Below are 24,965 nucleotides of genomic sequence, written 5' to 3'. Positions count from 1 at the left end.
TAAAATAAATCTAAATAAACGTAAAAACCGTAGCAAAAAATATTATTTACTACGGTTTACATTTAAAAATAAGAAACTAACTCAAATATTATTTTTAGAACCAAACACCAACACCAAAGTTTAACTGATTTGTGTTATTATTGGCTGCATTATCTTTGATTTGATAGTCTGCTTTTACTACAGCTCCGGGTGCTAACTTGTAACTTAAACCAAATGTCCACTCGTCTCTATCGTAAGATAGATTTCTTTGTAAATTTCCATCTACGGAAGCATGAGTATCATAATCTTCGTAACGTGCAAAAGCAAATAATTGCTGTTTTTTAGTTAGTGGTAATAAGTTGTATGCAGCTTCTAAATACCATCCTTGTAATGCACTACCTAAATTCTTACCAGTTAAATTATTGTAAGCTTTAGAATCTGTAATATTTGCGTGAATAAATTGTCCTCTTGCGGTAAAGCGTTGGTAAGCATAACGTGCATCAGCTCCAACCATAGCGATACCAACATCAGCCCCGTCGATGGCATCTACATCATCTTCGGCTTGTGTTCTACCTAAATAAGTAGATAGGCCTAAACGCAATCCTGGTATTCCGTAATGATCTAATTTTGCAGCAAATGTTGGTTTATTTATAGTAGATTGAATTCCTTTTTGGCGACCTCCACGTAAACCTTTGCTTCCTCCTAAGAATCCATTAACACCTCCGTTGCCGTCAGATTCTGTAGATTTAAACCCGTTCATAATATAAGCTTGATAGCGTAATGAAGCATTGTTAATTCTACCAGATACACCAAAACCAATTTCACGCCAAGTTGTAGGTACAATAGCTCCGTCTATACTGGGTCTTTCTACACCATTAAAAGTTGTTGGTTCATGGTATTCGTTTACTATACCCATAGGTACTAACATTAAACCGGCTCGTAAGTTTACATTATCACTAACGCTATACTGTAAAAAAGCTTGTTCTACAAAGACCTCTTTTACATGTTCAAATTCTATTTCAGTTACAAACTGTGTTCTGTCATTAAACTTATAACCGAAAAGAATTACTAAACGTTGCACATCTAGCTCGCCATTTCCTCCTTCAGGTTGATTATATAATATCTCTCCATAACCACCAACAGTTACACCTGTATTAATGTTACCAGATAAAATACGTTGTGCAGCATTTTGTTGATTTTGAGGATTTGTATTTAATGAATCTGGAACCGTTTGACCAAATGAAAACACTGTTAAAAAAAGTGTTATTAAAATTAAGTTGATTTTTTTCATTTCTTTTATTTAGACTTATTATAAATAACGATTTGTTTCGATGACAAATGTATATAACAGAATTTTTATAGCAAAATATTATTTAGAATAATTTTAAATAAAAATATAACACACTAATAATCAATACTAAAAATTAATTCATAAACAATTTATAGTGAATTTTGTCTAAGTTAATAAGATTGTAGTCTTGCTCTAGTTTATGATTAAAAAGAAGCTTTAATTCACTTAATTCTTTGCAATTAAGTGCTATTAACAAATTTTTATGGCCAATTGGTAGATGAATTTTTCTTCCATTTATATCATCATTAAAATGATTATCGTAATGGCCAAGATCTATACTTGAAATATATTTTGAGAAATAAAAATATTCTTTATCTGTAAAACTAAAATTTAAATTATTGAACACTATCTGATAATTTTCGCAATTCTTACATTGAAAAACTATACCATTTTTTGTCTTACTAATAATATTGATTTCAGCGCACATATATTTATCATTTTAAATGACAAATATAGAAGTATTTTTATTATTTAGAATAATTCTAAATAATTATTTTATAGATTTAAGATAAGCGATTACTGTTTTACGAATGTCTGAACCTAACTCTTCTTTTTTGGGTGTATATATAGACAGTACACCATCATTATCGGGTTTAAGAAAAGGTATATCAAACCCTTTTAATAGATAATCACTAAAAGCAACTTTATACGTTTTTTCAGGATCAATAGGTATATTATTAATTAACCATTCGTTATTATAATCAGCAAGATACCTCTGTAGGTAAGCTCCTTTACCAGTCTGCGACTTTCCATATTCTAAAACTTCTTTTAAAAGAGAACCTTTTATATCAACTTTTAAAATACCTCCGCCAAAAGGTAATACTCTAAAAATATCTACACTATTAATATTGCCTTCTAATTGATCATCTAATCGAATAGAACCTCCATTTACAATAGCTGCATCTACCTCATTATTAAAACCATAAGCCATTGCTCTGGTTATCAATTTTCCTAAATTAGTTTGTTCACTACGAATAGGTTTATCTCTACCATCTAAAGGAACGCTAGCTACATGTATTATTTCATTAGGATTTGAAACTATCTTCTTAATTTCTTTATCTAAAATAACATTCCATCTACTTACAATTGCTTTTACTTTTTGATCTTCACCTGTTTCTTCATTTATAGGAACCAATTCTGAATTTAAAGTATAATTCTTCGTTTTTTTATCATAAGATATACGATGAACATACACAGTTTTAGCGTTGGCATCTGCTTTTGCAATTTTAGTTTTACCAACATCTAACATCATATTATGATGCTCATGTCCCCCCATAATTAAAGGTAACTCAGATAACATCTCTGCTATCTTTTTATCTTGTTCAACTTTAACATGTGTAAGCCCGAAAATTATATCTGCTTTACTCTTTAGGTTATTGTAAGCACGTTTAGATTGTTCGAACATATCTGTATATTCAGCATAACTTACAGGGTTAGAGGGAAGCACTACTCCGAAAAATCCAATTTTAATAGTAGTTCCATCTGCATCTTTTGCTTCTATAATATGAGTATCTGTTGCAAATTCTTTTATTCCGTTTCTTTCCTTATAAAAAGGATATGTGGTACCACACACCTTTTGTCTTACATTAGCTGACGTCCACGCAAAATTTGATTCGTTCATTCTTTGTTGCAAATCGTTCTTACTTAAATCAAACTCATGATTCCCAAAAGTTACCAAATCCATACCTAAGGCATTCATAACTTCTATCATTTGCTTACCTCTAATTCGTTGCCCATCATACTTAATAGTACCCAGTAAAGAAGGATTTAAAAAATCACCAGCCATAAATGTAAATGTGTTCTGATTCTCTTTTATTAATTGATTTCTCAAGTTAGCAACGCGAGCCATTCCTCCTACTTTTCCTCCTTCTAAAGGAGCAATTTCATAAACATCATTTAATTGTAAAAAAGTGAAACTGATCTTACCATCATCTATTACAATCTGTTGAGTTGTAGCTTGTTTTGTTGATGAGCAAGAAATTAATAATCCTAAAAAAAGAACTGAAAGAAGTAGTTTAAAATTTTTCATAAATCTATTATTAATGAAACACCTTAGATGATTGTATATAGGCTTTTTTGAATTTATCAAAATCTACGTTTGTATTAACATTTTCCTCCTTAAAATAGGCAACCAAATGTTCTGTTGGCATATTACCCGTTAGTTCGTCTTTTGCCATTGGGCAACCACCATATCCTTTAACGGCTCCATCAAAACGTGTACAGCCAGCTTTAAAAGCAGCATCAACTTTCTCATGCCACTTTGTTGGAGTAGTATGTAAATGAGCACCAAATTCAATATCAGGATATTGTGGAATTAAATTTGAAAAGAGATAATCAATTATTTCTGGAGTGGAGCTCCCTATAGTATCTGACAATGATAAAATTTTAACACCCATACCTGCCAATTTCTCAGTCCATTGAGCAACAATATCGACATTCCAAGGATCTCCATAAGGGTTGCCGAAACCCATTGATAAATATGCAACAACCTCTTTATTAGTCTTAGTTGCAATTTCTAAAATTTCATCTAAAACTTCAACAGATTGCTCTATTGTTTTACTAGTATTACGCATTTGGAAATTCTCTGAAATAGAAAAAGGGTATCCTAAATAATCAATCTCATCAAATTGTGAAGCATCATTTGCACCCCTAACATTAGCTACAATTGCCAACAATTTACTATTAGTTTCAGAAAGATCAAGCTTGCTTAAAACCTTTGCTGTATCTATCATTTGCGGAATTGCCTTAGGCGAAACAAAACTTCCAAAATCTATTGTATCAAAACCAACTCTAAGCAGTGAATTTATATAGTTTGCTTTAATATCTGTATCTATAAATTCCTTAATACCTTGCATAGCATCTCTAGGACATTCAATGATTTTTACAGCTTTACTCATTAAGGATAAAAATAGTACTTTTTAAAGAAGTAAAAATAAAAATCCTGCCAAAGCAGGATTCTATATTACATTTATATTTATTCATTTTAAAGTGTAGCTGCATATTCAACCATATCTACAATTTTGGTTGCATAGCCATACTCATTATCGTACCAAGAAATAATCTTAAAGAAATTTTCATTCAATTCTAGACCTGCACTAGCATCTATAACAGATGTTCTAGTTTCTGAAACAAAATCTTGCGATACCACTTCGTCTTCTGTATAACCTATAATTCCTTTAAACTCATTTTCAGAAGCTTCTTTTAAAGTTTTCATAATCTCACTATAAGATGTTGCCTTTTTAGTCTTGAAGGTTAGATCGACTAAAGAAACATCAGCTACAGGAACTCTCACGGCCATACCCGTTAATTTTCCTTTTAATTCAGGAATAACCTTAGTTACGGCTTTTGCAGCACCTGTTGTTGTAGGAATAATATTATTCACAACTGAGCGTCCTCTACGCCATTTTTTATTTGGTCCGTCTACTGTACTTTGGGTAGATGTAGCTGCATGTACTGTAGTCATTAAGCCTTCTGTAATAGTAAAATTGTCGTTTAAAACCTTAGCCAATGGTGCTAAACAATTTGTAGTACATGAAGCGTTAGAAATAACTTGTTGATCTGGTTTAATATCTTTATGATTAACACCCATTACATACATAGGTGCATCTTTAGATGGTGCAGATATAATTACTTTCTTGGCACCAGCTTTTAAATGCTTGGCAGCATCTTCTTCTTTAGTGAAAAACCCTGTTGATTCAATAATGTATTCAGCTCCAACTTCATCCCATTTTAAATTTTCTGGATTTTTATCTGCAGTTACCCTAATGGTCTCTCCGTTTACAATTAATTGTCCATTCTTTACCTCAACAACTCCATCAAACCTACCATGCACGGAATCATATTTTAAAAGGTAGGCCAAATACTCAACATCTAATAAATCATTAATGGCAACCACTTGTATATTTGATCTTGATATAGCAGATCTAAAAGCCAACCTACCAATACGACCAAAACCATTTATTCCTATTTTAATCATTTCTATTATTCTTTCTATTTATATAATTTCTAAGATTTTTAAAAGCAAAAATCCTGCCGAAAGCAGGATTTAAAAGTACTATAAATTTCAGATATTCTATGCTAAAACTGTTTCCAATTTTTCCTTTTCAATTTTTGCAGCATGCTCTACCAAATCAACTATTTTTGTTGAATAGCCATATTCATTATCATACCAAGATACCACCTTTACAAAATTATCTGATATAGCAATTCCAGCCTTGGCATCAAAAACAGATATATTAGTCTCACCAACAAAATCTTGTGAAACAACTGGTTTTTCAGTATACCCTAAAACTCCTTTCATTTCATTTTCTGAAGCGTTTTTCATCACTTTGCATATCTTCTCGTAAGAAGTTGGTTTGGCTAAATTTACCGTCAAATCTACAACAGACACATCCATAGTTGGTACTCTAAATGCCATACCTGTTAGTTTACCATTCAATTCTGGTATCACCTTACCTACTGCTTTTGCGGCACCTGTTGAAGATGGAATAATGTTGTGTAATGCAGCTCTACCTCCTCTCCAATCTTTAGATGAAGGACCATCAACTGTTTTTTGAGTAGCAGTAGTTGCATGAACCGTTGTCATTAATCCTTCTTTGATACCAAATTCATCATTCAATACTTTAGCTATAGGCGCTAAGCAATTGGTGGTACAAGAAGCGTTAGAAATCACATTATCTTCTGCCTTCATTTCATCATGATTAACTCCCATAACAAACATAGGAGCATCTTTAGATGGCGCAGAAATAATTACTTTTTTTGCTCCAGCTTTAAGATGTAATGCTGCTTTATCTTTATCAGTAAAAAAACCTGTGGCTTCTATAATATACTCGGCTCCGACTTCATCCCATTTTAAATCTTCTGGATTACGTTCGGCAGTAACTCTAATTTCATTTCCGTTAACTATTAACTTACCATCTTTAACAGATATCTCTCCATCAAACCTACCATGAACAGAATCATACTCTAGTAAATAAGCCAAATAATCTACTTCTAATAAATCATTAATTGCAACAACTTGAACATTTTTTCTAGCTACCGCAGATCTTAAAGCTAATCTACCTATTCTTCCAAAACCATTAATTCCAACTTTTATCATTTCTTAATCTATTTTAAATTGATAATATATCTGATATTCTTAGTAATTCTCTATCTATATCGTGTTCAACTTTTATGGCCTTTTCGATACTTGTAGTTTCTATAATGTTATTGATTAAACCAACCATTAAATTTGACTTACCATCTAATAATAACTCTACTGCTTTAACACCAAGTCTACTAGCTAACACTCTATCAAAACAAGTCGGTCCACCACCTCGCTGCATGTGCCCTAAAACCGAAACTCTGGCTTCGTATTCTGGCAGGTGCTCTTTTATATAATCGGCTAATTGAAAAACATTTTTTCCAATTTTATCTCCTTCAGAAACTACAACTATACTCGAAGACTTTCCACTTCTTTTACTACGCTTTAAAGACTCGAGTAATCGCTCTAATCCTAAATCTTCTTCTGGGATTAAAATTTCTTCCGCACCAGCTCCAACTCCTGCATTTAAAGCAATAAAACCTGCATCACGCCCCATAACTTCGACAAAAAACAAACGATTATGAGAAATTGCTGTATCTCTAATTTTATCGATTGCATCTACAACAGTATTTAAAGCTGTATCATACCCTATAGTATGAGTTGTGCCAGCTATGTCGTTATCAATAGTGCCAGGAACTCCAATAAAAGGAATATTATACTCTCTACTAAAAATCACACCTCCTGTAAAAGTACCATCCCCACCAATTAAAACTAAGGCATCAACTTCATTATTATTTAAATTATCGAAAGCAATTTTTCTACCTTCTTCTGTTCTAAATTCCTTAGATCGTGCTGTTTTTAAAATGGTACCTCCTTTACTTATAATATTCTTTACACTACGTGCATTTAACTTGACAAAATCATTATCAATAATTCCTTGGTAACCTCTATAAAAGCCTAAGCATTCAACATTATAATAAGAACATGCTCGAACTACTGCCCTAATTGCAGCATTCATACCTGGAGCATCTCCTCCGGAAGTGATTACACCTATTTTTTTAATCTTCTGTGGCATAATAAAATGGTTTGGTAAAATTATATATTATAATCATGTTTTCTCTTCAAATATCGTTTTTTGTACGAAAACGTTATCGCTGAATTCGCCTAATAAAAGCTTATATGCAAGATTATTTTTGGGAAGATTTTGAGCTAGTTTTAGCAGTATCTTTCTTTTTAGAAGTAAACTTAATTAGCTTATTCTTTACTTTTATACTATCTCTTTTCTTCTTTTTAGCTTCGTTTTTACTTTTTGTGCCAAAAATCTTTTCTTTTAATTCTTTACCTGTATCAAAATCTACGCGATAAGACAAACCTACTCCTTGTGTATAACCTTCTTCATCTGCTACAGCAAATTGTACTTCATTTTGTCTATTGTACATTTTTGCTCTAAATGTTTCTGCCTTGTTCAATGGTAATTCAAGTTCCACTTCGCCTACAATTCTAGATTGTGTATTTCCACCTACTGGAACACCCACTTTGCCATTCCAAATTATTTTTTTTCCTAAACGACCCGAAGCAGTTATACCTAATTGATCATCTGTATTTAGTGCCTGATTTAAATTATTATCCTCGCCAATTCTATAAGATACACCTACATTAAACTTATCACCTCCACTTTTTAATAAATTTGATAAAACACTTGATATCTTTTCTGAAAGTAATGAAGTCCCCGCGGCTCCAGCATCAAAACCTAAACCGCCACTATCTACATTGGTAAATGAACCCGCCACTAACAAAGAGAAAAACTGGGTCATCTTACTATCTTGATCACTTAATTTAAATTGCAACTCAGAATTAACTAATGAGGTAGAATTCGGTATTTGTAAATCGAACTCTATGCTTGAATTAAGTAATTGTCCAGATATTTTTGCAATTAAGTCTATATCAATTTCTCTTGAATTTACATTTTCTAATAAAACATTTGGATTTGCTTGTGTTCGGTAGATAGCATCTATATTTAAATAAGCATCAAATGGGTTACCATCCCAAACCACTGTTCCACCAGGTTGCACAATAAAATCTTTATTTACAATGTTTCTAAACTCATAAATTCCTTCACTTACAACATAGGTGCCAATAACTTCAAACTTTCCATTAGTGTTAATGGCTATATTTAAATAACCATTACCTCTACCACTTAATACACTACCTGTATTTTTATCAATTACAATTTCTGCTCTAGCATCATCTGTAGCCTCTAAATCAAAATTTAAAGTCAATCCTTTTACTGCATTAAATACCAATTCGTCAGCAACATTTTCATCAATACCTTTTTGAGCTTTCGAAATAAATTTTATCAATTTAGAATCTCCAATGGCACTTACATCACTCAAAGGAATAATAAAATTAGTACCTGGATTTGTTTTACCTACCACATCAATAACCAATTGATCTGTATAGCCTTTTATAGATGCTTCTCCTTCTAAAAAACCTATTCCGTAGTACGGAATATCTTCGTTTTCTTCCGTATTTAATACTAGTAAATTACTGGTGTTTAAATCAAAGTTTAGAAACCATCTTTTAAACTGTTGATGTGTTATACTTCCTCTAAGTGTTGCTTCTGTATCGTGTGCCACATCTACAAGTGTGGTTGGCGCGAATGTAAAAGTTTGTTTTTTTAGATTAACTTTTGTGTTACCTATAAAATCATAATCAACATTTAAATAAGGGAAAGCTAATCCAGCATTTTCTAATATCAATTCTCCATCTATATCTGGGTTACGTAGTAGTCCTGTAATAATACCCGTACCAGACACATTTCCTCTTAAATTATCTAGAACTCCTTCTCCTAAAGGGTTAAATGGTCTTATAGCAAATTTATCTAATGAGAAACTACCCAAAATAGTTGGTGATTCTGGAGCGAAATCTACCTCACCTTTAATAGCTAAACTATTAATCTGTTTGTTTTTAAGTGAGGCATCTATGGTATACTTTTTAAAGGAATTATCTCCTCTAGCAGTAATTAAAAGATCCCCTTTTCTAAAACTATTCACTTCTAAATCATTGATACTTAGATTAGCGATTGGTAGCGATTCTCCTTTTAACTGTTTATAATTTATTGTACCATTTACTAATCCTTTTAAGGCTAGGCTATCAATTTTTGGTGTTATACCTTCTAATTTAACATTCTCTAGATTTAATTTTAAATCTTTATCATTTTTACCGGTGATAACACCAAGTAGATCAATTTTCTGATTACCAGAAATAGCATCAATCTTATCAAAAGCAAATGTTTGGAATCTTTCGTCAATAACAACTTTATTCTGCTTATTATTAGTTGGATTTATTTTCCAATCATTGCCTTTAAAATTAATATTCGATCTTTTTAAGCCAATAACAGATTGGTTATTTTCATTAAGTGTATGAAAGAAACTCAGGTCAAATTTTTCACTTAATTTATTTCCACCAACAAAATCAGTTCTAAAGAATAATGTGTCATTTAAAGTAACATTTACTAAGTTTAAATCAGCAATGTTGTAATATTTAGTATTTACCTTACCGAGACTAAGTAAAGTATTATATAATGGGTTTTTATTATCTATCTGTAAACGAATATTTTCAACAATATTTTCATAAGCATCTACTTTAGGAGACTTTACTAATAACTCAAATTTTTCATTATCCGCATTGACTTTACCTTTAATAGTAGTATTTGGGCCCAAATTAACTTTTGGGAAAAAAACTTCTACTATCTTATTATAGATTTTGAAATTAAAATCTAAAAATTGCCCAGATTCAACTACATCTGGTTCGAAGTTAGTATAAATACTACCCAATGAATTTTTAGCAAGTTTAGCGAGTTGATCAAATTTATATTTACCTTTTAAAGTACCATTAACAATATCTGTTGAATTTACAGTAATTGTTCTTATTGAATCTAAAAAGGTAGAGGTTATATTAAAATCTTTAAAAAAGTAATCTCCTATGTGGTTTGTATACGATGCGTTTCTAAAATCAATAACTCCAGCAATATTATCAAAAGTATTTCCTGTAACTTTAATATCAATCTTACCTTTAAGAATTGCTTTTTCGTGTTGTTTGAAAAGATTTAATTTATTGAAGTCTGAATATTCAACATCTGCCTTAAAATCAAATTTATAATCTTTGCTGGATAGATCTGCTAATCCATTAAAAGTCATTTTTAGATTTTCATCATTAGTTGTTAAAGAACCATCAAATAATTGGTTTTTAACTACACCATTAATATCAATATTACTATACGTATATCCTTTATATTGATGTTTAGAAATGTTACCCTTTATTTTGGTGTCTAGTTTGTCTAGTGTAAATCCTTTTCCATCAACATCAGCAACTAAAGATAAGTTTCCTATTAAACTGTCATTGACAATTTCTCCAAAATTCAGATCAATAAATTCAACTTTTCCTTTATATCTGGCATTATCTATATCATCAATATTTGTAAGTAGAAGATCTGAAATTGTTCTTCCCAAAGCACTCTTTATTGTAATGTGAGCGTCAACCTGTTTGTCAGTTATGTACGATTGACCAGCTACAGAAAATCTACCAAATTTTTGAAATGTAGACGGCAAAGTCTTTCCTAAAATATTAGGTAGTAATTGTTTAAGGTTTTCATAAGTAGAAGATAATTCATATAACTTGGCGTTTAATGAAAATCCATTTTCTTTATTAACTACATTTTTAAAGTGTAAGTCTCCATCTATAATAGAATTGCGATTGGAAACTAAATGCAGACCTTCAAGTTTAAAGTCGTTAAGAGTTCCTTTTAGTTTCGTTTTAAAATTGATCTTATCATTTTTACCAAACTCGTTGTAAAATTTATTTAAGTCGATCAACGATATAGCCGACTCATTAAAGTCAGCTTCAACATATACTTTATTGTTAAAATCTGCTAAATCCTCTCTATTATACTTGAAAATAATATTACTATTTAATAATGAGTTCTTCGTTTGAAGCTTTGTGTTTTCAAACTTCATATACTGTTTAGTGTACTCGAAATCTGTAGTGAGGTCTGTTACTTCAATATCATGATCATTGATTAAAGCGAGTCTTCTAATCTTAGCATAAACATTTGGGCCATCTACTTTAAAATCTTTAACCTGTCCAGTTATATGCTTGTAAAAAACTATAGGACCTTCTTGCTTATTCTTATCATATAAAATAAAATTAACATTCGTTAAATTTAATTTAGATGATGTCATTAAAAACGGAAGAGAGTTTGTGGCTTCTTTCTGACTCTTATCAAAACTTTCTGCAAAAATGGCTAGGTTATCTGTTTCTTCACCTTTGTGAGTAATCATATTTAGCGTTACTCCTTCAAGATCTACTTCTCCTAACTCTAATCTATTATTTAAAATATTCCTATAACTAAAAACTGATGTTACTAAGCTTTTTACATAAACAAGAGAATCTTTTTTATGATCGTTTATCTGTATATCCTTAAGCTCAACATTCCCTAAAAAAGAAAGGTCAACTTTCTTAATTTGCATATCTGTACCATAACTGTTATTGAGATAGGTTGTAACGCGCTTACCAAGATATGTTTGCACTACCGGAAGTCGTAGCAAAATAACCGAAACTAATAGAAAAAAGATAATTCCTAATAGAATTCTTAAAGTTATTTTTTTAAATCTTTTGATAGTGTTTAATGTTATAAATTTGCAACTTTAAAAGTACACATTTTATACGCACAATTTTTGTGCCTTTTTTAAATAATTGATGAGTAAAAATTTGATCTATATTTTAGCGATTGAGTCTTCTTGTGATGATACAAGTGTGGCTGTATTACACAACGACAAAGTATTATCTAATGTTGTGGCAAATCAAGAAATTCATTCTCAGTATGGCGGAGTAGTTCCAGAGCTTGCTTCTAGAGCTCATCAACAGCATATTATTCCAGTAGTAGATCAAGCTCTAAAACAGGCTAAAATTGATAAAAAAGATCTAAGCGCCATTGCATTTACAAGAGGGCCTGGTTTACTAGGTTCGCTACTTGTAGGAACATCATTTGCAAAGTCAATGGCTATGGCTTTAAATATTCCGTTAATTGCAGTGAACCATATGAAAGCTCATATTTTAGCTCACTTTATTGAGGATGAAGCTCAGAAAAAACCAGAATTTCCTTTTATCTGCTTAACGATTAGCGGAGGACATACACAGTTGATTAAAATTAAGGATTATTTTGATATGGAAATTCTTGGTGAGACAATAGATGATGCCGTAGGTGAAGCTTTTGATAAATCGGCCAAAATTTTAGGACTTTCATATCCTGGAGGACCATTGATTGATAAATATGCTCAACTCGGTAATCCGAAAGCATTTAAATTTCCAAACCCTAAGACTAAAAACGAATTAGATTTTAGCTTTAGCGGATTAAAAACTTCTATTCTTTATTTCATTCAGAAAAAAGTAATAGAGAATCCAAGCTTTATAAAAGAAAACCTTAATGATATCTGTGCTTCTATTCAGTATACTATTATTGAAATTTTGATGAAAAAATTGAAGAAAGCTATTAAGCAAACTAATATTAAACATATTGCTATTGCAGGTGGTGTTTCAGCAAATTCTGGAATTAGACATGCTTTAAAAGATGCCGAAAAAAGATATGGTTGGAAAACATATATACCCAAGTTTGAATACACCACAGATAATGCTGCTATGATAGGTATTGTTGGTTACCATAAATATCTAAAGCAAGATTTTAATACAGCTTCTATTTCTGCCAAGGCAAGATTAAGTGTTTTAGAGTAACTTGTCTATAAATTTAAATTGCTTCTTAACATCTTTTTATCGAACTTCGATATCGGTAGATATAACTTCATATTCTTAAATCGTTGTAGCCAATTAAAAAATAAAACTCAAAGCTTGGTAACATTTTTTAATATTTTACGTCTCTTTGATTTAGAATGTCAAATTAAGAGAATAAAAATTTTATTTATTAACCCTAAAGAGAATGAAAAAACGGATAATTGGAATTGATGTGGCGAGAGCTCTAGCTATAATCGGAATGATAATAGTGAATTTTAAAGTCGTTTTTGGTAATACTGGTTCGAATTGGGTAAAATCTGTAGTAAGTGTTTTTGAAGGAAAAGCAGCTGCAACATTTGTTGTTTTAGCTGGTGTTGGACTTGCTTTAATTACAAACTCCGCTATTCAACAAAAAGACAAAGCAAAATTAAAGATCGCTCGGAGTAGGATTGTCAAACGAGCTTTATTTTTGTTTATCGTAGGAATTTCATATATAGCAATTTGGCCAGCAGATATTCTACACTTTTATGGTATTTATATGGCAATAACGATCTTGCTATTATCTAGTAAAGAAAAAACTATTTTAATTTGGGCTATTTCTTTAATTATGGTTTTCCCAATACTAATGATATTTTGGAATTACGAAACAGGTTGGAATTTTGACACATTAAACTATCAAGGGTTTTGGACTATAAAAGGGTTTATTAGAAATCTATTTTATAATGGTTTTCATCCGATAATTCCTTGGGCTGCTTTTATGTTATTAGGTTATTGGTTTGGAAAACAGAATTTATATAGTGGAAAATTCTTAAAGAAGATATTTTGGATTAGTACAATCATTTTTATTTCTATTCAAGTACTGTCTTATTTGTCTATTTCATTTTTATCAGAGGGAAACCAAGAATATGCAAAGCAATTATCTGAAATTCTTGGAACCAATCCAATGCCGCCATTACCAATTTATATGTTCAATGGTATTGCAATTGCTTTCGCTATAATTTCTGCTTGTATAATAATTTCCAAACGATTTGAGAATAGCTTTATAATTGATGCTTTAAACAAAACTGGACAATTAGCTTTGACTTTTTACGTGGCACATGTCATTATCGGAATGGGAATAGTAGATGCGATAGATTCTTCTGAAATGGGAAAATACTCTATTGAATTTTCAGTGATTTATGCGTTAGGATTTAGTTTGTTATGCGTTGTATTTGCAGTAATTTGGAGGAAGTATAAAAAATATGGGCCATTAGAATGGATTATGCGAAAGGTAACGGATTGAAAAAACTGTCTACAACAACGTGTATAATTATTTGCCAATAGTAAGTAAAGTGTAAGACATAAATTCCGATGGTTTTCCTTTCTGTTGACCTTTTTGTTTATTAATACCTACTGCTAACCATACATGAAACCGATAACGAAACTTTAAAATTCTTTTACTTCTTAAATTAAGATTAATCACAAAAAAATCCGCTTAAAGCGGATTTCTAATTCTTATCTTAAGATATCTTATGCCTGCATTGCAGCCGCAATACGTTTATAAATACCTCCTTCGAGTTTACTTCTAATTGCAGAAAATGCCTCGATTGTTTCTTTTACATCTTCCATAGTATGCGTAGCAGTAGGTATTAATCGCAAAATAATTAATCCTTTTGGTATCACCGGATATACAACGATCGAACAAAATACACCATGATTTTCTCTAAGATCATGTACCATAGCCATTGCTTCTGGTATATCTCCTTTTAAGAAAACTGGTGTTATACATGTTTGTGTAGTACCAAGATCAAAACCAGCTTCTCTAAGTCCGTTTTGTAAAGCATTGGTATTCTCCCAAAGTTTTTCTTTAAGTTCAGGCATGCTTCGCAACATATCTAAACGTTTTAAAGCTCCTTTTACCATTGGCATCGGTAAAGATTTAGCAAACATTTGCGAACGCATATTGTATTGTAAATACTGTATAATGTCTTTATCACCAGCAAAGAAAGCACCAATACCAGCCATAGACTTCGCAAAAGTTGCGAAATATACATCTATATCGTCTTGAACACCTTGCTCATAACCTGTACCTCTACCTCCATCTCCTAATGTACCAAAACCATGCGCATCATCAACTAATAGTCTGAAATTATAGTTCTTTTTTAGATCAACAATTTCTTTAAGCTTACCTTGCTCACCACGCATACCAAAAACACCTTCAGAAATCACTAAGATTCCTCCATTATTTTCGGTAGCCATTTTTTCAGCTCTTTTTAAGTTTTTTTCTAAACTTTCTACATCGTTATGTTTGTACACAAAACGTTTACCAGCATGTAAGCGAACACCGTCTATAATACATGCATGCGTATCCATATCATAAACAATCACATCATTTTTAGAAACCAAAGCATCTATTGCAGATACCATGCCTTGATATCCGAAATTCACTAAATAAGCAGCTTCTTTACCAACAAATTCAGCACATTCTTGCTCTAATTGTTCATGGTATTTGGTATGACCAGACATCATTCTGGCTCCCATAGGGTATGCCATTCCGTGTTGCATAGCTGCCTCACCGTCTACCTTTAAAACTTCTGGATGATTAGCTAAACCTAAATAATCATTTATACTCCATGTAATTACTTTCTTTCCATTAAAAGACATTCTATTAGAAATAGGTCCTTCTAATTTCGGAAACACATAATATCCTTCAGCTTGTTCTGCCCATTTACCTAGTGGTCCTTTATCCTTTATTATTCTTTCAAATAAATCCTTCATCTTCAATGATTTTTAGACGATTGCAAAGTAACCACTTTTTTAAGGCTATACAAAACGTATTATTTATTTTTTTCAACAAAAAAAGAGGTTCTACATTGCAGTGAACCTCTAGTTTCATTGTATAAATTGAGTCTTATTTTATATACTCTATTGCTTCTTGAGCGTGTTTTTGTGAATCGAAAAATCCTTGAGCAAGCATCCAGTCATCACTATAAACCTTAGCCATATATCTAGAACCGTGATCTGGAAATATTACTACAACTTTACTATCTTCATTAAATTCATCTTTATCAGCCAATTGCATAACGGCTTGCATAGCAGCTCCACTAGTATAACCAGCAAAAATCCCTTCAGTTAAAGCTATCTGACGTGCTCTATGAGCACTATCTTCATCATTTACCTTTTCGAATTTATCGATAATATCGAAATCTGTGGCTGTAGGAATTAAGTTTTTACCTAACCCTTCTATTCTGTAAGGATAACTTTCTTTCGGATCTAATTCACCCGTTTCGTGAAATTTTTGCAATACAGACCCAAAAGCATCAACACCTATAATTTGAATATTAGGATTTTTCTCTTTTAAGAAACGAGCAGTACCAGAAATAGTACCACCTGTACCACTTGCAGCTATTAAATGAGTGATTTCTCCTTTAGTTTGTTCCCAAATTTCTGGGCCAGTAGTATTGTAATGAGCATCTATATTTAACTCATTAAAATACTGATTAATGTATACTGAATCTGCTATTTCTGAATGTAATTTCTTTGCAACATTATAATATGAGCGAGGATCGTCTGCGCTTACGTGAGCAGGACATACATATACTTTTGCACCTAGAGCCTTAAGCATATCAATCTTATCCTTCGAAGATTTAGAGCTTACAGCTAAGATACATTGATACCCTTTAATGATACTTACCATAGCAATACTAAAACCAGTATTACCAGAAGTAGTTTCTATAATAGTATCTCCTTTTTTAAGGATTCCTTTTTCCTCAGCTTGTTCAATTATATGAAGTGCTATTCTATCTTTAGTTGAATGGCCTGGGTTAAAACCTTCAAACTTTGTGTAGAACTCTCCTTCTAATTCCTCCGTAATCTTGTTTAGCTTGATCATAGGAGTGCTACCAATCAGTTCTAACACATTTTGGTTTACACCTAAATTTTGTTTCATAATAATCTAATCCGATTAATATTTAAATAACCGCGCAAATTTAGTATTTTTTTTTTAATTACTGTTTTACCCCTTCTAGGTCAAGGAAGAAAGCATAATCGCGCGCAGTCTCTTTTAATGCATTAAATCTACCCGAAGCACCACCATGACCAGCTTCCATATTCGTATGCATTAATAAGATATTATTGTCGGTTTTATATTCTCTAAGTTTTGCTACCCATTTTGCTGGTTCATAATATTGAACCTGGCTATCATGCAGGCCAGTTGTAACTAACATATTTGGATAATCTTGCTTTTTTACCTGATCATAAGGCGAATATGACAACATGTAATCGTAATATTCTTTTTTATTAGGATTACCCCACTCATCATATTCAGATGTGGTTAATGGTATCGTTTCATCTAACATAGTAGTCATTACATCTACAAACGGAACTGCTGTTAATACCCCATTAAATAATTCAGGGTTCATATTAACAACTGCACCCATTAATAAACCACCTGCTGAGCCTCCACTTGCATACAAGTGATCTGCAGATGTATATCCTTTTTCTATCAAACCTTTTCCAGCATCAATAAAATCGGTAAACGTATTCATTTTATTAAATAACTTACCATCCTCGTACCATTCTCTACCTAAATATTGACTTCCACGAATATGGGCTAAGGCAAATACAAAACCTCTATCTAGTAAACTTAAACGAGTTGTACTAAAACTATCTGGAACAGTATAACCATAAGAACCATATGCATATAATAATAATGGTGTCTCACTACTTAGTTCTGTATCCTTTCTTCGCACAATAGAAACAGCAACTTTTTTACCATCGCGTGCTTCTATCCAAACACGTTCACTGGTATAATTATCCTTGTCAAACTTGCCACCAAGTACTTCCTGCTCTTTCTTCACATCTTTTGATCGATCCTTCATATTAAAATCGATCACAGAAGCTGGTGTAGTAAATGAATTATAAGCATAACGAATTATATCCGTATCAAATTCAGGATTAGTATAAACTCCTGTAGAATATGTTTCTTCATCAAATGGCAAATAATAATCTTCGGTTTCGTCCCAGCGTTTGATTCTGATTTTATTCAACCCATTGTTGCGTTCTTCTAAAACTAAATAATCCTTAAAAATTGAAATATCTTCTAAAAGCGTATCATCTCTATGTGGAATAACATCTATCCAATTCTCTTTAGTAGTCTTATTTTCTGGGGTTTTCATCAACTTAAAGTTAGTTGCATCATCTTTATTAGTCAAAATATAAAAATGATCTCCATAGTGAGAAACACTGTATTCTAATCCTCTAACTCTAGGTTGAATTATCTTTAGTTCTGAATTAGGGTTATTAGCATCTAAAAATTGATATTCGTTAGTTATCGTACTATACGAACCAACTATAATATACTTTTTAGATTTGGTTTTATAGACAAATGAATCAAATGTTTCATCTTTTTCATGAAATACAATTTCATCTTTTGCAGGATCAGTACCTAAAACATGTTTGTATATTTTTTCGCTACGTAATGTTACTGGGTCTTTTTTTGTATAAAAAATTGTCATATTGTCGTTTGCCCATGTAGCTCCACCAGTAGTATTTTCTATCTTATCAGGGTAAATTTCACCAGTTTCTAAATTCTTAAATTGAAGTGTATATTGGCGACGACTTACGGTATCTACTCCAAATACAGCAATCTTATTATCTTCACTTACATTAAGCCCGCGTAAGGCATAATAATCATGTCCTTCTGCCATTTTATTTACATCGAACATAATCTCTTCATTTGCACCAAGGTTTTCTTTTTTGCGTGAATGAATCGGATATTGCCCTCCTTTTTCATAACGTGTTATGTAGTAATAGCCATTATTTTTATATGGTACAGACTCATCATCCTCTTTTATGCGAGCTTTCATCTCTTGAAAAAGTGATTCCTTAAAATCTTTTGTATGAGCCGTAATAGTATCATAATAAGCATTTTCGGCATTTAAATAATCTAATACTTTTTGAGTATGCTCATCTGGGGTTTTAGCATTTTTCTGCTCATCGGTTAAACGCATCCAATAGTAATTATCGATGCGTACATCGCCATGCTTTTCTAACTCTTTTGGCTGTTTATCGGCTATAGGGGCTTGCACATCTGGTCTTTTCATTTGTTCTTGTTCGGGTTTACACGAAGTTGCAAAAGTAAGAGATATTACAACTAAAATTCGAAATAAATTCTTCATTTATTAATGATTTACGTTATTCGAAAATAGTAATTTTGCGCTAAGAAAATGTTAAAACAAAATATATGTTTGGAGATTTATCTGGTATGATGCAAAAGTTAAAAGATGCTCAACAAAAAGTTGAAGAAACTAAATTACGATTAGATACTGTTTTAGTTGATGGTGAAGCCAAAAGTGGTGCCATAAAAGTTACAGTTACCGGAAATAGAAAAGTAAAATCTATTACAATTGCTGATACCCTTTTACAAGATAAAGAAGAATTAGAAGATTATCTTATTATAGCTCTTAATGATGCTATAGATAAAGCTACAAAAATTAACGAAGTAAAATTAGCTGCGGCTGCTAAAGATGGAATGCCTAATATACCAGGAATGGATCTATTTAAGTAGTCTCTGCACTTTTTACCATATACCGACATATTAAGTACTGTGCTATTATATAAGTACCCATAATACTAAGGTTTAATTCTAATTCTCTATAGTCTGTTTTAAACTTTTCTATAGCGATAATTCCATCTGAAACTACAAAAATAAAAGCTCCTAAAAACAATAAAAGAGCTATTCTATTTCTTTTCTCTAAATAATTGTAGAAAGCTAATGTTCCAAAAATTGCTATTATAATTGCATAAACAAAAACAGGTATTAATAATGTTCCTAAACTATCCTTAACAATTAATAATATAGTAACTAGAGTTAATAAGTAAGGCGCTGATGTTATAATTAAAGTTTTTAATTTATACTTATTAATATTCTTATTAATAATTAAGATGTAAATTAAGTGCATTATTAAAAATGCAAATAATCCATATAGAAAAAAGTTATCGTTTGTATTGAGTAATGTCACATCACCTAAAAAAGCAAAGAAAAGAGCTAGCAAATAGAGTTTATTAACTTCTTTAACAGAAACTACATATAGTAGAGTAAGTATTGGTATAATAAGAGGTTTAAGTACACTTCGAAAACCAGTATCATTTAGAATAACTCCATATAAATCTAATGCTCCAACTATAAAATATAGAGCGGTAAAAATTAAAATAAGATGTTTTTTCTTCATAGCATAGAAAGATAATCATCTTCGGTAATAATAGGCACACCTAAATCTTCAGCTTTTATCCGCTTACTAGGCCCCATATTATCGCCAGCAATTACATAGGTTGTTTTTTTTGAGATAGAACTAGAAACTTTGCCTCCGTTATCTTCAATTGATTTCTTTAGTTCGTTTCTAGATAATTTTTCAAAAACTCCAGATACAACAAATATACTACCTTTTAATTTATCTGTATGCCCCTCTTGTGATTCAGCGGAAAGCTCTAGTTGTAGATCATAATTTCTGAGGCGATTAATAATCTCTATGTTTTGAGGGTTTTGAGAAAAATCAATAACACTTTTTGCTATACGGTCACCAATTTCATCAACAGCGATGAGTTCTTCAAAGGATGCTTGCATTAAAGCATCCATACTCTTAAAATGCTTAGCTAATTTTTTTGCAACTGTTTCACCTACATATCTTATACCTAACGCAAATAATACTTTTTCAAAAGGGATCAGTTTTGAAGCCTCTATACCAGCAACTAAATTTTGCGCAGATTTTTCGGCCATGCGTTCCAAAGGCATTACCTGTTCAATAGTTAAATCATATAAATCTGCATAGTTCTTTATTAAACCCTCTTTAAAAAGTAATTCAACAGTTTCGGCTCCTAAACCGTCAATATCCATTGCTTTTCTACCTATATAATGCTGAATTCGACCAGTAATCTGAGTAGGGCAACCATATTCATTCGGACAATAATGCTGTGCTTCACCTTCTTTTCTAACAAGTTCTGTATCACATTCTGGACAATTCGTAGCATAAAAAGTAGGTTGAGAATCTTTAGATCGCTTTGATAAATCGACACCAACTACTTTAGGTATGATCTCACCTCCCTTTTCAACAAAAACTATATCATTTTCTCTAATATCTAACTTTGCTATTTGATCTGCATTGTGCAATGATGCACGTTTTACGATGGTTCCTGCTAATTGTACAGGTTCTAAATTTGCAACTGGAGTGATAGCCCCAGTTCGACCTACTTGATATGTAATCTTATTTAACACCGTACTTTGCTGTTCCGTTTTGAATTTATATGCAATTGCCCAACGTGGTGCCTTAGCTGTATAGCCTAATTCTTCTTGCTGATATAAAGAATTTACTTTTATAACAACACCATCTGTTTCGTATGGCAAATCATGACGTTCAATATCCCAATGATTAATAAATTCTAAAACCTCATCTATACTTTTAGAAATTTTTATGGCAGTTGGTACTTTAAAACAAGCTTTTCTAGCATTTTCTAAAGCTTCATAATGTGTTTTATATGGTAATTTACCAACCATATGATAGAGTAAACAATCTAAAGGTCGTTTAGCGACCTCAGCACTATCTTGTAATTTTAAACTACCACTAGCTGTGTTACGCGGGTTTCTATATGGTTCTTCACCTTCTGCAATACGCTCTTCATTCATTTTATTAAATCCCTCAAGCGGTAAAATGATCTCGCCTCTAATTTCAAAATCGGCAACATCGTTGCTTTTTAATTTTAGCGGAATAGAACGAATGGTTTTTATATTGGTAGTAACATCATCGCCTTGAAATCCATCACCTCGAGTTACCGCATTTTTTAATTCACCATTTTCATAGGTTAAGTTAATAGAAGCACCATCGTATTTTAATTCGCAGGTATATTCTATATCTGTACTACCTAATATTTTTTGTAATCGTTTTTCCCAGTCGAGTAGATCTTCTTTAGAATAGCTATTATCTAAAGAATACATTCTGTTTTTATGAGTGATCGTTTTAAAATTCTTAGTAATCTCACCTCCTACACGTTGTGTTGGTGAATTAGCATCAAAAAATTCTGGATGAGCAGCTTCTAAAGCTTCTAATTCTTTCAATTTTATATCGAACTCATAATCTGAGATAGTAGCATTGTCTAATACATAATAATTATAAGAATGCTCCTCTAACTCTTCACGAAGTTGCTCAATTTGTTCTTTTGGGTTAGGCATTGATTGGATAAAATAGAGAAGCTAAATTTAATGAAATATACCGTTAAAAAAACAGAAAAAATCATATTGACTATCTCATTAAAAAAAGCGAACTTCGTTATCAAAGTTATAACTGGCTGTAATTAAAATAATTCAAAAAATAAAAATAAATGATAAAACAAATTTATTTATTAATTAAAAGTATAAAACATAAGCCTCTTAATCGTTACCCGTTAGGGCATTTTTATTCGCCTATTATCTCTAAAAAAGAGTTTTTAGAATTTGAAGATCTAATATGGGCAGAAGCCGAAAGTAAAACATTACCAGGAATCAATTTAAATCCTGACAAACAAATTTCTTTAATAAAAGAATTTGAGAAATATTATGAAGAGATGCCCTTTGAATATGAAGCTTCTCCTGAAAAAAGATACTGTTTCAACAATAATTCCTATGAATATACTGATGCAATCATGCTCTACTCATTTATTAGGCATTTTAATCCTAAAAAAGTCATAGAAATTGGTTCGGGATTTTCATCTGCATTAATGCTTGATACAAAAGAGACCTTTAAAATGGAAACAAGCTATACTTTCATTGAACCGTATCCTAAATTACTCTATAGCCTTTTAAAAGATGATGATGAAAACTCGTGTAAAGTTTTAAATACTAAAGTACAAAAGGTACCTATTGAAATATTTCGTGAATTAGAAGAAAATGATATTTTATTTATAGATAGCAGTCATGTCTCAAAAGCAGGTAGTGACGTAAATTTTGAATTGTTTAAGATTTTACCTAACTTAAAATCAGGTGTAATAATTCACTTTCATGATGTTTTTTATCCTTTTGAATATCTTAAAGAATCGATTGTAAGAGGACGAAACTGGAATGAAGATTACCTTTTAAGAGCGTTTTTGAGTTATAATAACGAATTTGAAATATTACTTTTTTCTCATTATATTCATAAACACTTTAAAGATGCGTTTAAAAATATGCCTCTAACTTATAAAAATACTGGTGGAAATTTGTGGATAAGAAAAAAATAACTACCTCCATCGTTCTATATATCTCAGAGTGATGATTTGACTTTAAATTAATTTATAAAGTAAAAACCGAAACAAAATTGTTTCGGTTTTTACTTTATAATGATTAACTACTAATAGTAAGTATAACGTCTTACTTTGGCAATATGTTTAGCTAAACGTATTACTTGATGACTATAACCATATTCGTTATCGTACCATACATAAATAACACATGTTTTTTTATCTGGTGTTGCAATGGTGGCATTACTATCAAAAATAGATGGTGCAGAAGTACCAACTATATCAGAAGACACTAACTCGTTACTTAAAGAATATTGTATTTGTTCTACTAAGTCTCCTTCTAATGCATATTTTTTCATTGTAGCATTTAAAGCATCTGCACTAGCTGCATTTTCTAATTGTAAATTTAAAATGGCTAATGAACCGTTTGGCACTGGTACACGTATAGCATTAGAAGTTAATTTCCCTTCTAGTTCTGGTAATGCTTTAGAAACTGCTTTACCAGCTCCAGTTTCAGTAATTACCATATTCAAAGCTGCTGCTCTACCTCTACGGTATTTTTTATGCATATTATCTACCAAGTTCTGATCATTAGTATAAGCATGTATAGTTTCTAAATGCCCTGATTTAATACCAAAGCTATCATTGATTACTTTTAATACTGGTGTAATTGCATTTGTAGTACAAGATGCAGCTGAATAAATATCTACTTCATCTGGATTGTGCTCTGTATGATTAACACCGTGAACAATATTTGGCACCCCTTTACCAGGAGCAGTTAATAATACTTTATCTACACCTTTCCCGGCAAGGTGTCGACTTAATGCCTCTTTATCTCTAAAAGCACCTGTATTATCGATCACTAAGGCATCATTAATACCGTATTGTGTGTAATCTATATCTTCTGGCGCATTAGCAGAGATAATATGTACAGTTGTACCATCTATAATCAACGCGCTGTTTTCAACATCAGCTTTTACAGTTCCAGGAAAATCACCATGTACAGAATCACTACGCAGCAAAGAAGCTCTTTTTTCCAATATCGTTTCGTCTATAGCACCTCTAGTTACAATAGCACGTAAACGCATCTGCTTACCTTTACCTGTTCTTGTCATTAATTCTCTTGCTAACAAACGACCAATACGACCAAAACCATACAATACAACATCTTTTGGTTGAATACCATTGTTTTTATCAGCATCTTTTAACTTATCAGAGACAAAGTCAAGCACTTTATCAGAATCATCCATATGGAATTCGTATGCCAGTTTACCAATATCTAATTTAGATGGAGGTAAATCTAATTGCTTAATTGCTCTCGCAATTTCAACAGCATCGAAGATAGAAATAGGTTTTTGTACAAAATCGCCAGCATATTCAGTAAGATTTAGAATTTCACTTACTTTTCTATCAATTAATTGATTTCTAAAAAGTACTAATTCTATAGCATTATCGTACCATAGATCACTAGTAATATTGATAAATTCTACAGCAGCTCTTCTGCGGTCGGCTTGAAAAGCTAATTCTTTTTCATACGTTTCGTTTGTATGCATTTTTTTAAATTTTGTTGTGTTTAAATTTTGGCGCAAAAGTACTCATTTC

General features: G+C 31.5%; 18 protein-coding genes. 4 read left to right on the top strand and 14 right to left on the bottom strand.

All coding sequences use genetic code 11. From position 1 onward, the window contains the following. Positions 1 to 94: 94 nt before the first annotated feature. From AC3IF2_RS02390 to AC3IF2_RS02355, 8 genes are all read right to left on the bottom strand, one after another. A complete protein-coding gene (locus tag AC3IF2_RS02390; RefSeq protein ID WP_489165417.1) occupies positions 95 to 1,270 on the bottom strand; it encodes a hypothetical protein in 1,176 nt (391 codons plus the stop codon). Positions 1,271 to 1,403: 133 nt separating this feature from the next. Continuing rightward, positions 1,404 to 1,757, bottom strand: coding sequence for a DUF6686 family protein (locus AC3IF2_RS02385; RefSeq protein WP_489165416.1), 354 nt, complete (start codon positions 1,755 to 1,757; stop codon positions 1,404 to 1,406). 63 nt (positions 1,758 to 1,820) lie between these two features. Then, positions 1,821 to 3,359 (bottom strand): bifunctional metallophosphatase/5'-nucleotidase, encoded by a 1,539-nt coding sequence (locus tag AC3IF2_RS02380; protein WP_489165415.1) that lies wholly within the window; start codon positions 3,357 to 3,359, stop codon positions 1,821 to 1,823. Positions 3,360 to 3,369: 10 nt separating this feature from the next. After that, positions 3,370 to 4,227, bottom strand: a complete 858-nt coding sequence (locus tag AC3IF2_RS02375) for a hydroxymethylglutaryl-CoA lyase (protein WP_489165413.1) — start codon at positions 4,225 to 4,227, stop codon at positions 3,370 to 3,372. 86 nt (positions 4,228 to 4,313) lie between these two features. Next, a complete protein-coding gene (gap, locus tag AC3IF2_RS02370; protein WP_489165412.1) occupies positions 4,314 to 5,306 on the bottom strand; it encodes a type I glyceraldehyde-3-phosphate dehydrogenase in 993 nt (330 codons plus the stop codon). A 96-nt stretch (positions 5,307 to 5,402) separates the two neighbouring features. Then, complete coding sequence (gap, locus tag AC3IF2_RS02365) at positions 5,403 to 6,428, bottom strand: type I glyceraldehyde-3-phosphate dehydrogenase (protein WP_489165411.1); 1,026 nt, start codon at positions 6,426 to 6,428, stop codon at positions 5,403 to 5,405. A gap of 13 nt (positions 6,429 to 6,441) precedes the next feature. Then, entirely contained in the window at positions 6,442 to 7,428 is a 987-nt protein-coding gene (gene pfkA / locus AC3IF2_RS02360) for a 6-phosphofructokinase (protein WP_489165410.1), read from the bottom strand. 112 nt (positions 7,429 to 7,540) lie between these two features. Further along, on the bottom strand, positions 7,541 to 11,941 hold the full coding sequence (locus AC3IF2_RS02355; RefSeq protein WP_489165409.1) for a translocation/assembly module TamB domain-containing protein: 4,401 nt from the start codon (positions 11,939 to 11,941) through the stop codon (positions 7,541 to 7,543). Positions 11,942 to 12,110: 169 nt separating this feature from the next. On the opposite strand from AC3IF2_RS02355, the gene tsaD reads away from it, so the two are divergent. Both tsaD and AC3IF2_RS02345 read left to right on the top strand, forming a co-directional pair. Beyond that, complete coding sequence (gene tsaD, locus AC3IF2_RS02350) at positions 12,111 to 13,142, top strand: tRNA (adenosine(37)-N6)-threonylcarbamoyltransferase complex transferase subunit TsaD (protein ID WP_489165408.1); 1,032 nt, start codon at positions 12,111 to 12,113, stop codon at positions 13,140 to 13,142. 202 nt (positions 13,143 to 13,344) lie between these two features. After that, on the top strand, positions 13,345 to 14,421 hold the full coding sequence (locus AC3IF2_RS02345) for a DUF418 domain-containing protein (protein ID WP_489165407.1): 1,077 nt from the start codon (positions 13,345 to 13,347) through the stop codon (positions 14,419 to 14,421). A 227-nt stretch (positions 14,422 to 14,648) separates the two neighbouring features. On the opposite strand, the gene capB is transcribed toward AC3IF2_RS02345, so the two are convergent. The 3 genes from capB to AC3IF2_RS02330 all read right to left on the bottom strand — a co-directional run bounded on the left by capB (position 14,649) and on the right by AC3IF2_RS02330 (position 19,297). After that, a complete protein-coding gene (gene capB / locus AC3IF2_RS02340) occupies positions 14,649 to 15,896 on the bottom strand; it encodes a cysteate-C-fatty acyltransferase (protein WP_489165406.1) in 1,248 nt (415 codons plus the stop codon). Positions 15,897 to 16,029: 133 nt separating this feature from the next. After that, positions 16,030 to 17,067, bottom strand: a complete 1,038-nt coding sequence (gene capA, locus AC3IF2_RS02335) for a cysteate synthase (RefSeq protein WP_489165405.1) — start codon at positions 17,065 to 17,067, stop codon at positions 16,030 to 16,032. Between the two features lie 58 nt (positions 17,068 to 17,125). After that, entirely contained in the window at positions 17,126 to 19,297 is a 2,172-nt protein-coding gene (locus AC3IF2_RS02330; protein WP_489165404.1) for a S9 family peptidase, read from the bottom strand. Positions 19,298 to 19,362: 65 nt separating this feature from the next. Here AC3IF2_RS02330 and AC3IF2_RS02325 point away from each other — a divergent pair, with 65 nt between their 5' ends. Further along, positions 19,363 to 19,686, top strand: coding sequence for a YbaB/EbfC family nucleoid-associated protein (locus AC3IF2_RS02325; RefSeq protein WP_489165403.1), 324 nt, complete (start codon positions 19,363 to 19,365; stop codon positions 19,684 to 19,686). Here the strand turns inward: AC3IF2_RS02325 and AC3IF2_RS02320 are convergent. Together AC3IF2_RS02320 and ligA are read right to left on the bottom strand one after the other, a co-directional pair. Further along, on the bottom strand, positions 19,679 to 20,350 hold the full coding sequence (locus tag AC3IF2_RS02320) for a lysoplasmalogenase (RefSeq protein ID WP_489165402.1): 672 nt from the start codon (positions 20,348 to 20,350) through the stop codon (positions 19,679 to 19,681). The genes AC3IF2_RS02325 and AC3IF2_RS02320 overlap by 8 nt on opposite strands. After that, a complete protein-coding gene (gene ligA, locus AC3IF2_RS02315; protein WP_489165401.1) occupies positions 20,347 to 22,341 on the bottom strand; it encodes an NAD-dependent DNA ligase LigA in 1,995 nt (664 codons plus the stop codon). The genes AC3IF2_RS02320 and ligA overlap by 4 nt, the downstream gene beginning before the upstream one ends. Positions 22,342 to 22,490: 149 nt before the next feature. On the opposite strand from ligA, the gene AC3IF2_RS02310 reads away from it, so the two are divergent. Beyond that, positions 22,491 to 23,363, top strand: a complete 873-nt coding sequence (locus AC3IF2_RS02310) for a class I SAM-dependent methyltransferase (protein ID WP_489165400.1) — start codon at positions 22,491 to 22,493, stop codon at positions 23,361 to 23,363. A gap of 110 nt (positions 23,364 to 23,473) precedes the next feature. Here the strand turns inward: AC3IF2_RS02310 and AC3IF2_RS02305 are convergent, their stop codons facing one another. Next, positions 23,474 to 24,916 (bottom strand): glyceraldehyde-3-phosphate dehydrogenase, encoded by a 1,443-nt coding sequence (locus AC3IF2_RS02305; protein ID WP_489165399.1) that lies wholly within the window; start codon positions 24,914 to 24,916, stop codon positions 23,474 to 23,476. Between the last annotated feature and the right edge of the window lie 49 nt (positions 24,917 to 24,965).

This window comes from Maritimimonas rapanae, assembly GCF_057837205.1.
Note: the sequence above shows the minus strand (reverse complement) of the source record. Positions and strands in the feature narration are given on the sequence as shown.

Coding starts and splice junctions, on each gene's coding strand:
- AC3IF2_RS02390 (WP_489165417.1), bottom strand. CDS start 1,270: ATGAAAAAAATCAACTTAATTTTAATAACACTTTTTTTAACAGTGTTT.
- AC3IF2_RS02385 (WP_489165416.1), bottom strand. CDS start 1,757: ATGTGCGCTGAAATCAATATTATTAGTAAGACAAAAAATGGTATAGTT.
- AC3IF2_RS02380 (WP_489165415.1), bottom strand. CDS start 3,359: ATGAAAAATTTTAAACTACTTCTTTCAGTTCTTTTTTTAGGATTATTA.
- AC3IF2_RS02375 (WP_489165413.1), bottom strand. CDS start 4,227: ATGAGTAAAGCTGTAAAAATCATTGAATGTCCTAGAGATGCTATGCAA.
- gap (WP_489165412.1), bottom strand. CDS start 5,306: ATGATTAAAATAGGAATAAATGGTTTTGGTCGTATTGGTAGGTTGGCT.
- gap (WP_489165411.1), bottom strand. CDS start 6,428: ATGATAAAAGTTGGAATTAATGGTTTTGGAAGAATAGGTAGATTAGCT.
- pfkA (WP_489165410.1), bottom strand. CDS start 7,428: ATGCCACAGAAGATTAAAAAAATAGGTGTAATCACTTCCGGAGGAGAT.
- tsaD (WP_489165408.1), top strand. CDS start 12,111: ATGAGTAAAAATTTGATCTATATTTTAGCGATTGAGTCTTCTTGTGAT.
- AC3IF2_RS02345 (WP_489165407.1), top strand. CDS start 13,345: ATGAAAAAACGGATAATTGGAATTGATGTGGCGAGAGCTCTAGCTATA.
- capB (WP_489165406.1), bottom strand. CDS start 15,896: ATGAAGGATTTATTTGAAAGAATAATAAAGGATAAAGGACCACTAGGT.
- capA (WP_489165405.1), bottom strand. CDS start 17,067: ATGAAACAAAATTTAGGTGTAAACCAAAATGTGTTAGAACTGATTGGT.
- AC3IF2_RS02330 (WP_489165404.1), bottom strand. CDS start 19,297: ATGAAGAATTTATTTCGAATTTTAGTTGTAATATCTCTTACTTTTGCA.
- AC3IF2_RS02325 (WP_489165403.1), top strand. CDS start 19,363: ATGTTTGGAGATTTATCTGGTATGATGCAAAAGTTAAAAGATGCTCAA.
- AC3IF2_RS02320 (WP_489165402.1), bottom strand. CDS start 20,350: ATGAAGAAAAAACATCTTATTTTAATTTTTACCGCTCTATATTTTATA.
- ligA (WP_489165401.1), bottom strand. CDS start 22,341: ATGCCTAACCCAAAAGAACAAATTGAGCAACTTCGTGAAGAGTTAGAG.
- AC3IF2_RS02310 (WP_489165400.1), top strand. CDS start 22,491: ATGATAAAACAAATTTATTTATTAATTAAAAGTATAAAACATAAGCCT.
- AC3IF2_RS02305 (WP_489165399.1), bottom strand. CDS start 24,916: ATGCATACAAACGAAACGTATGAAAAAGAATTAGCTTTTCAAGCCGAC.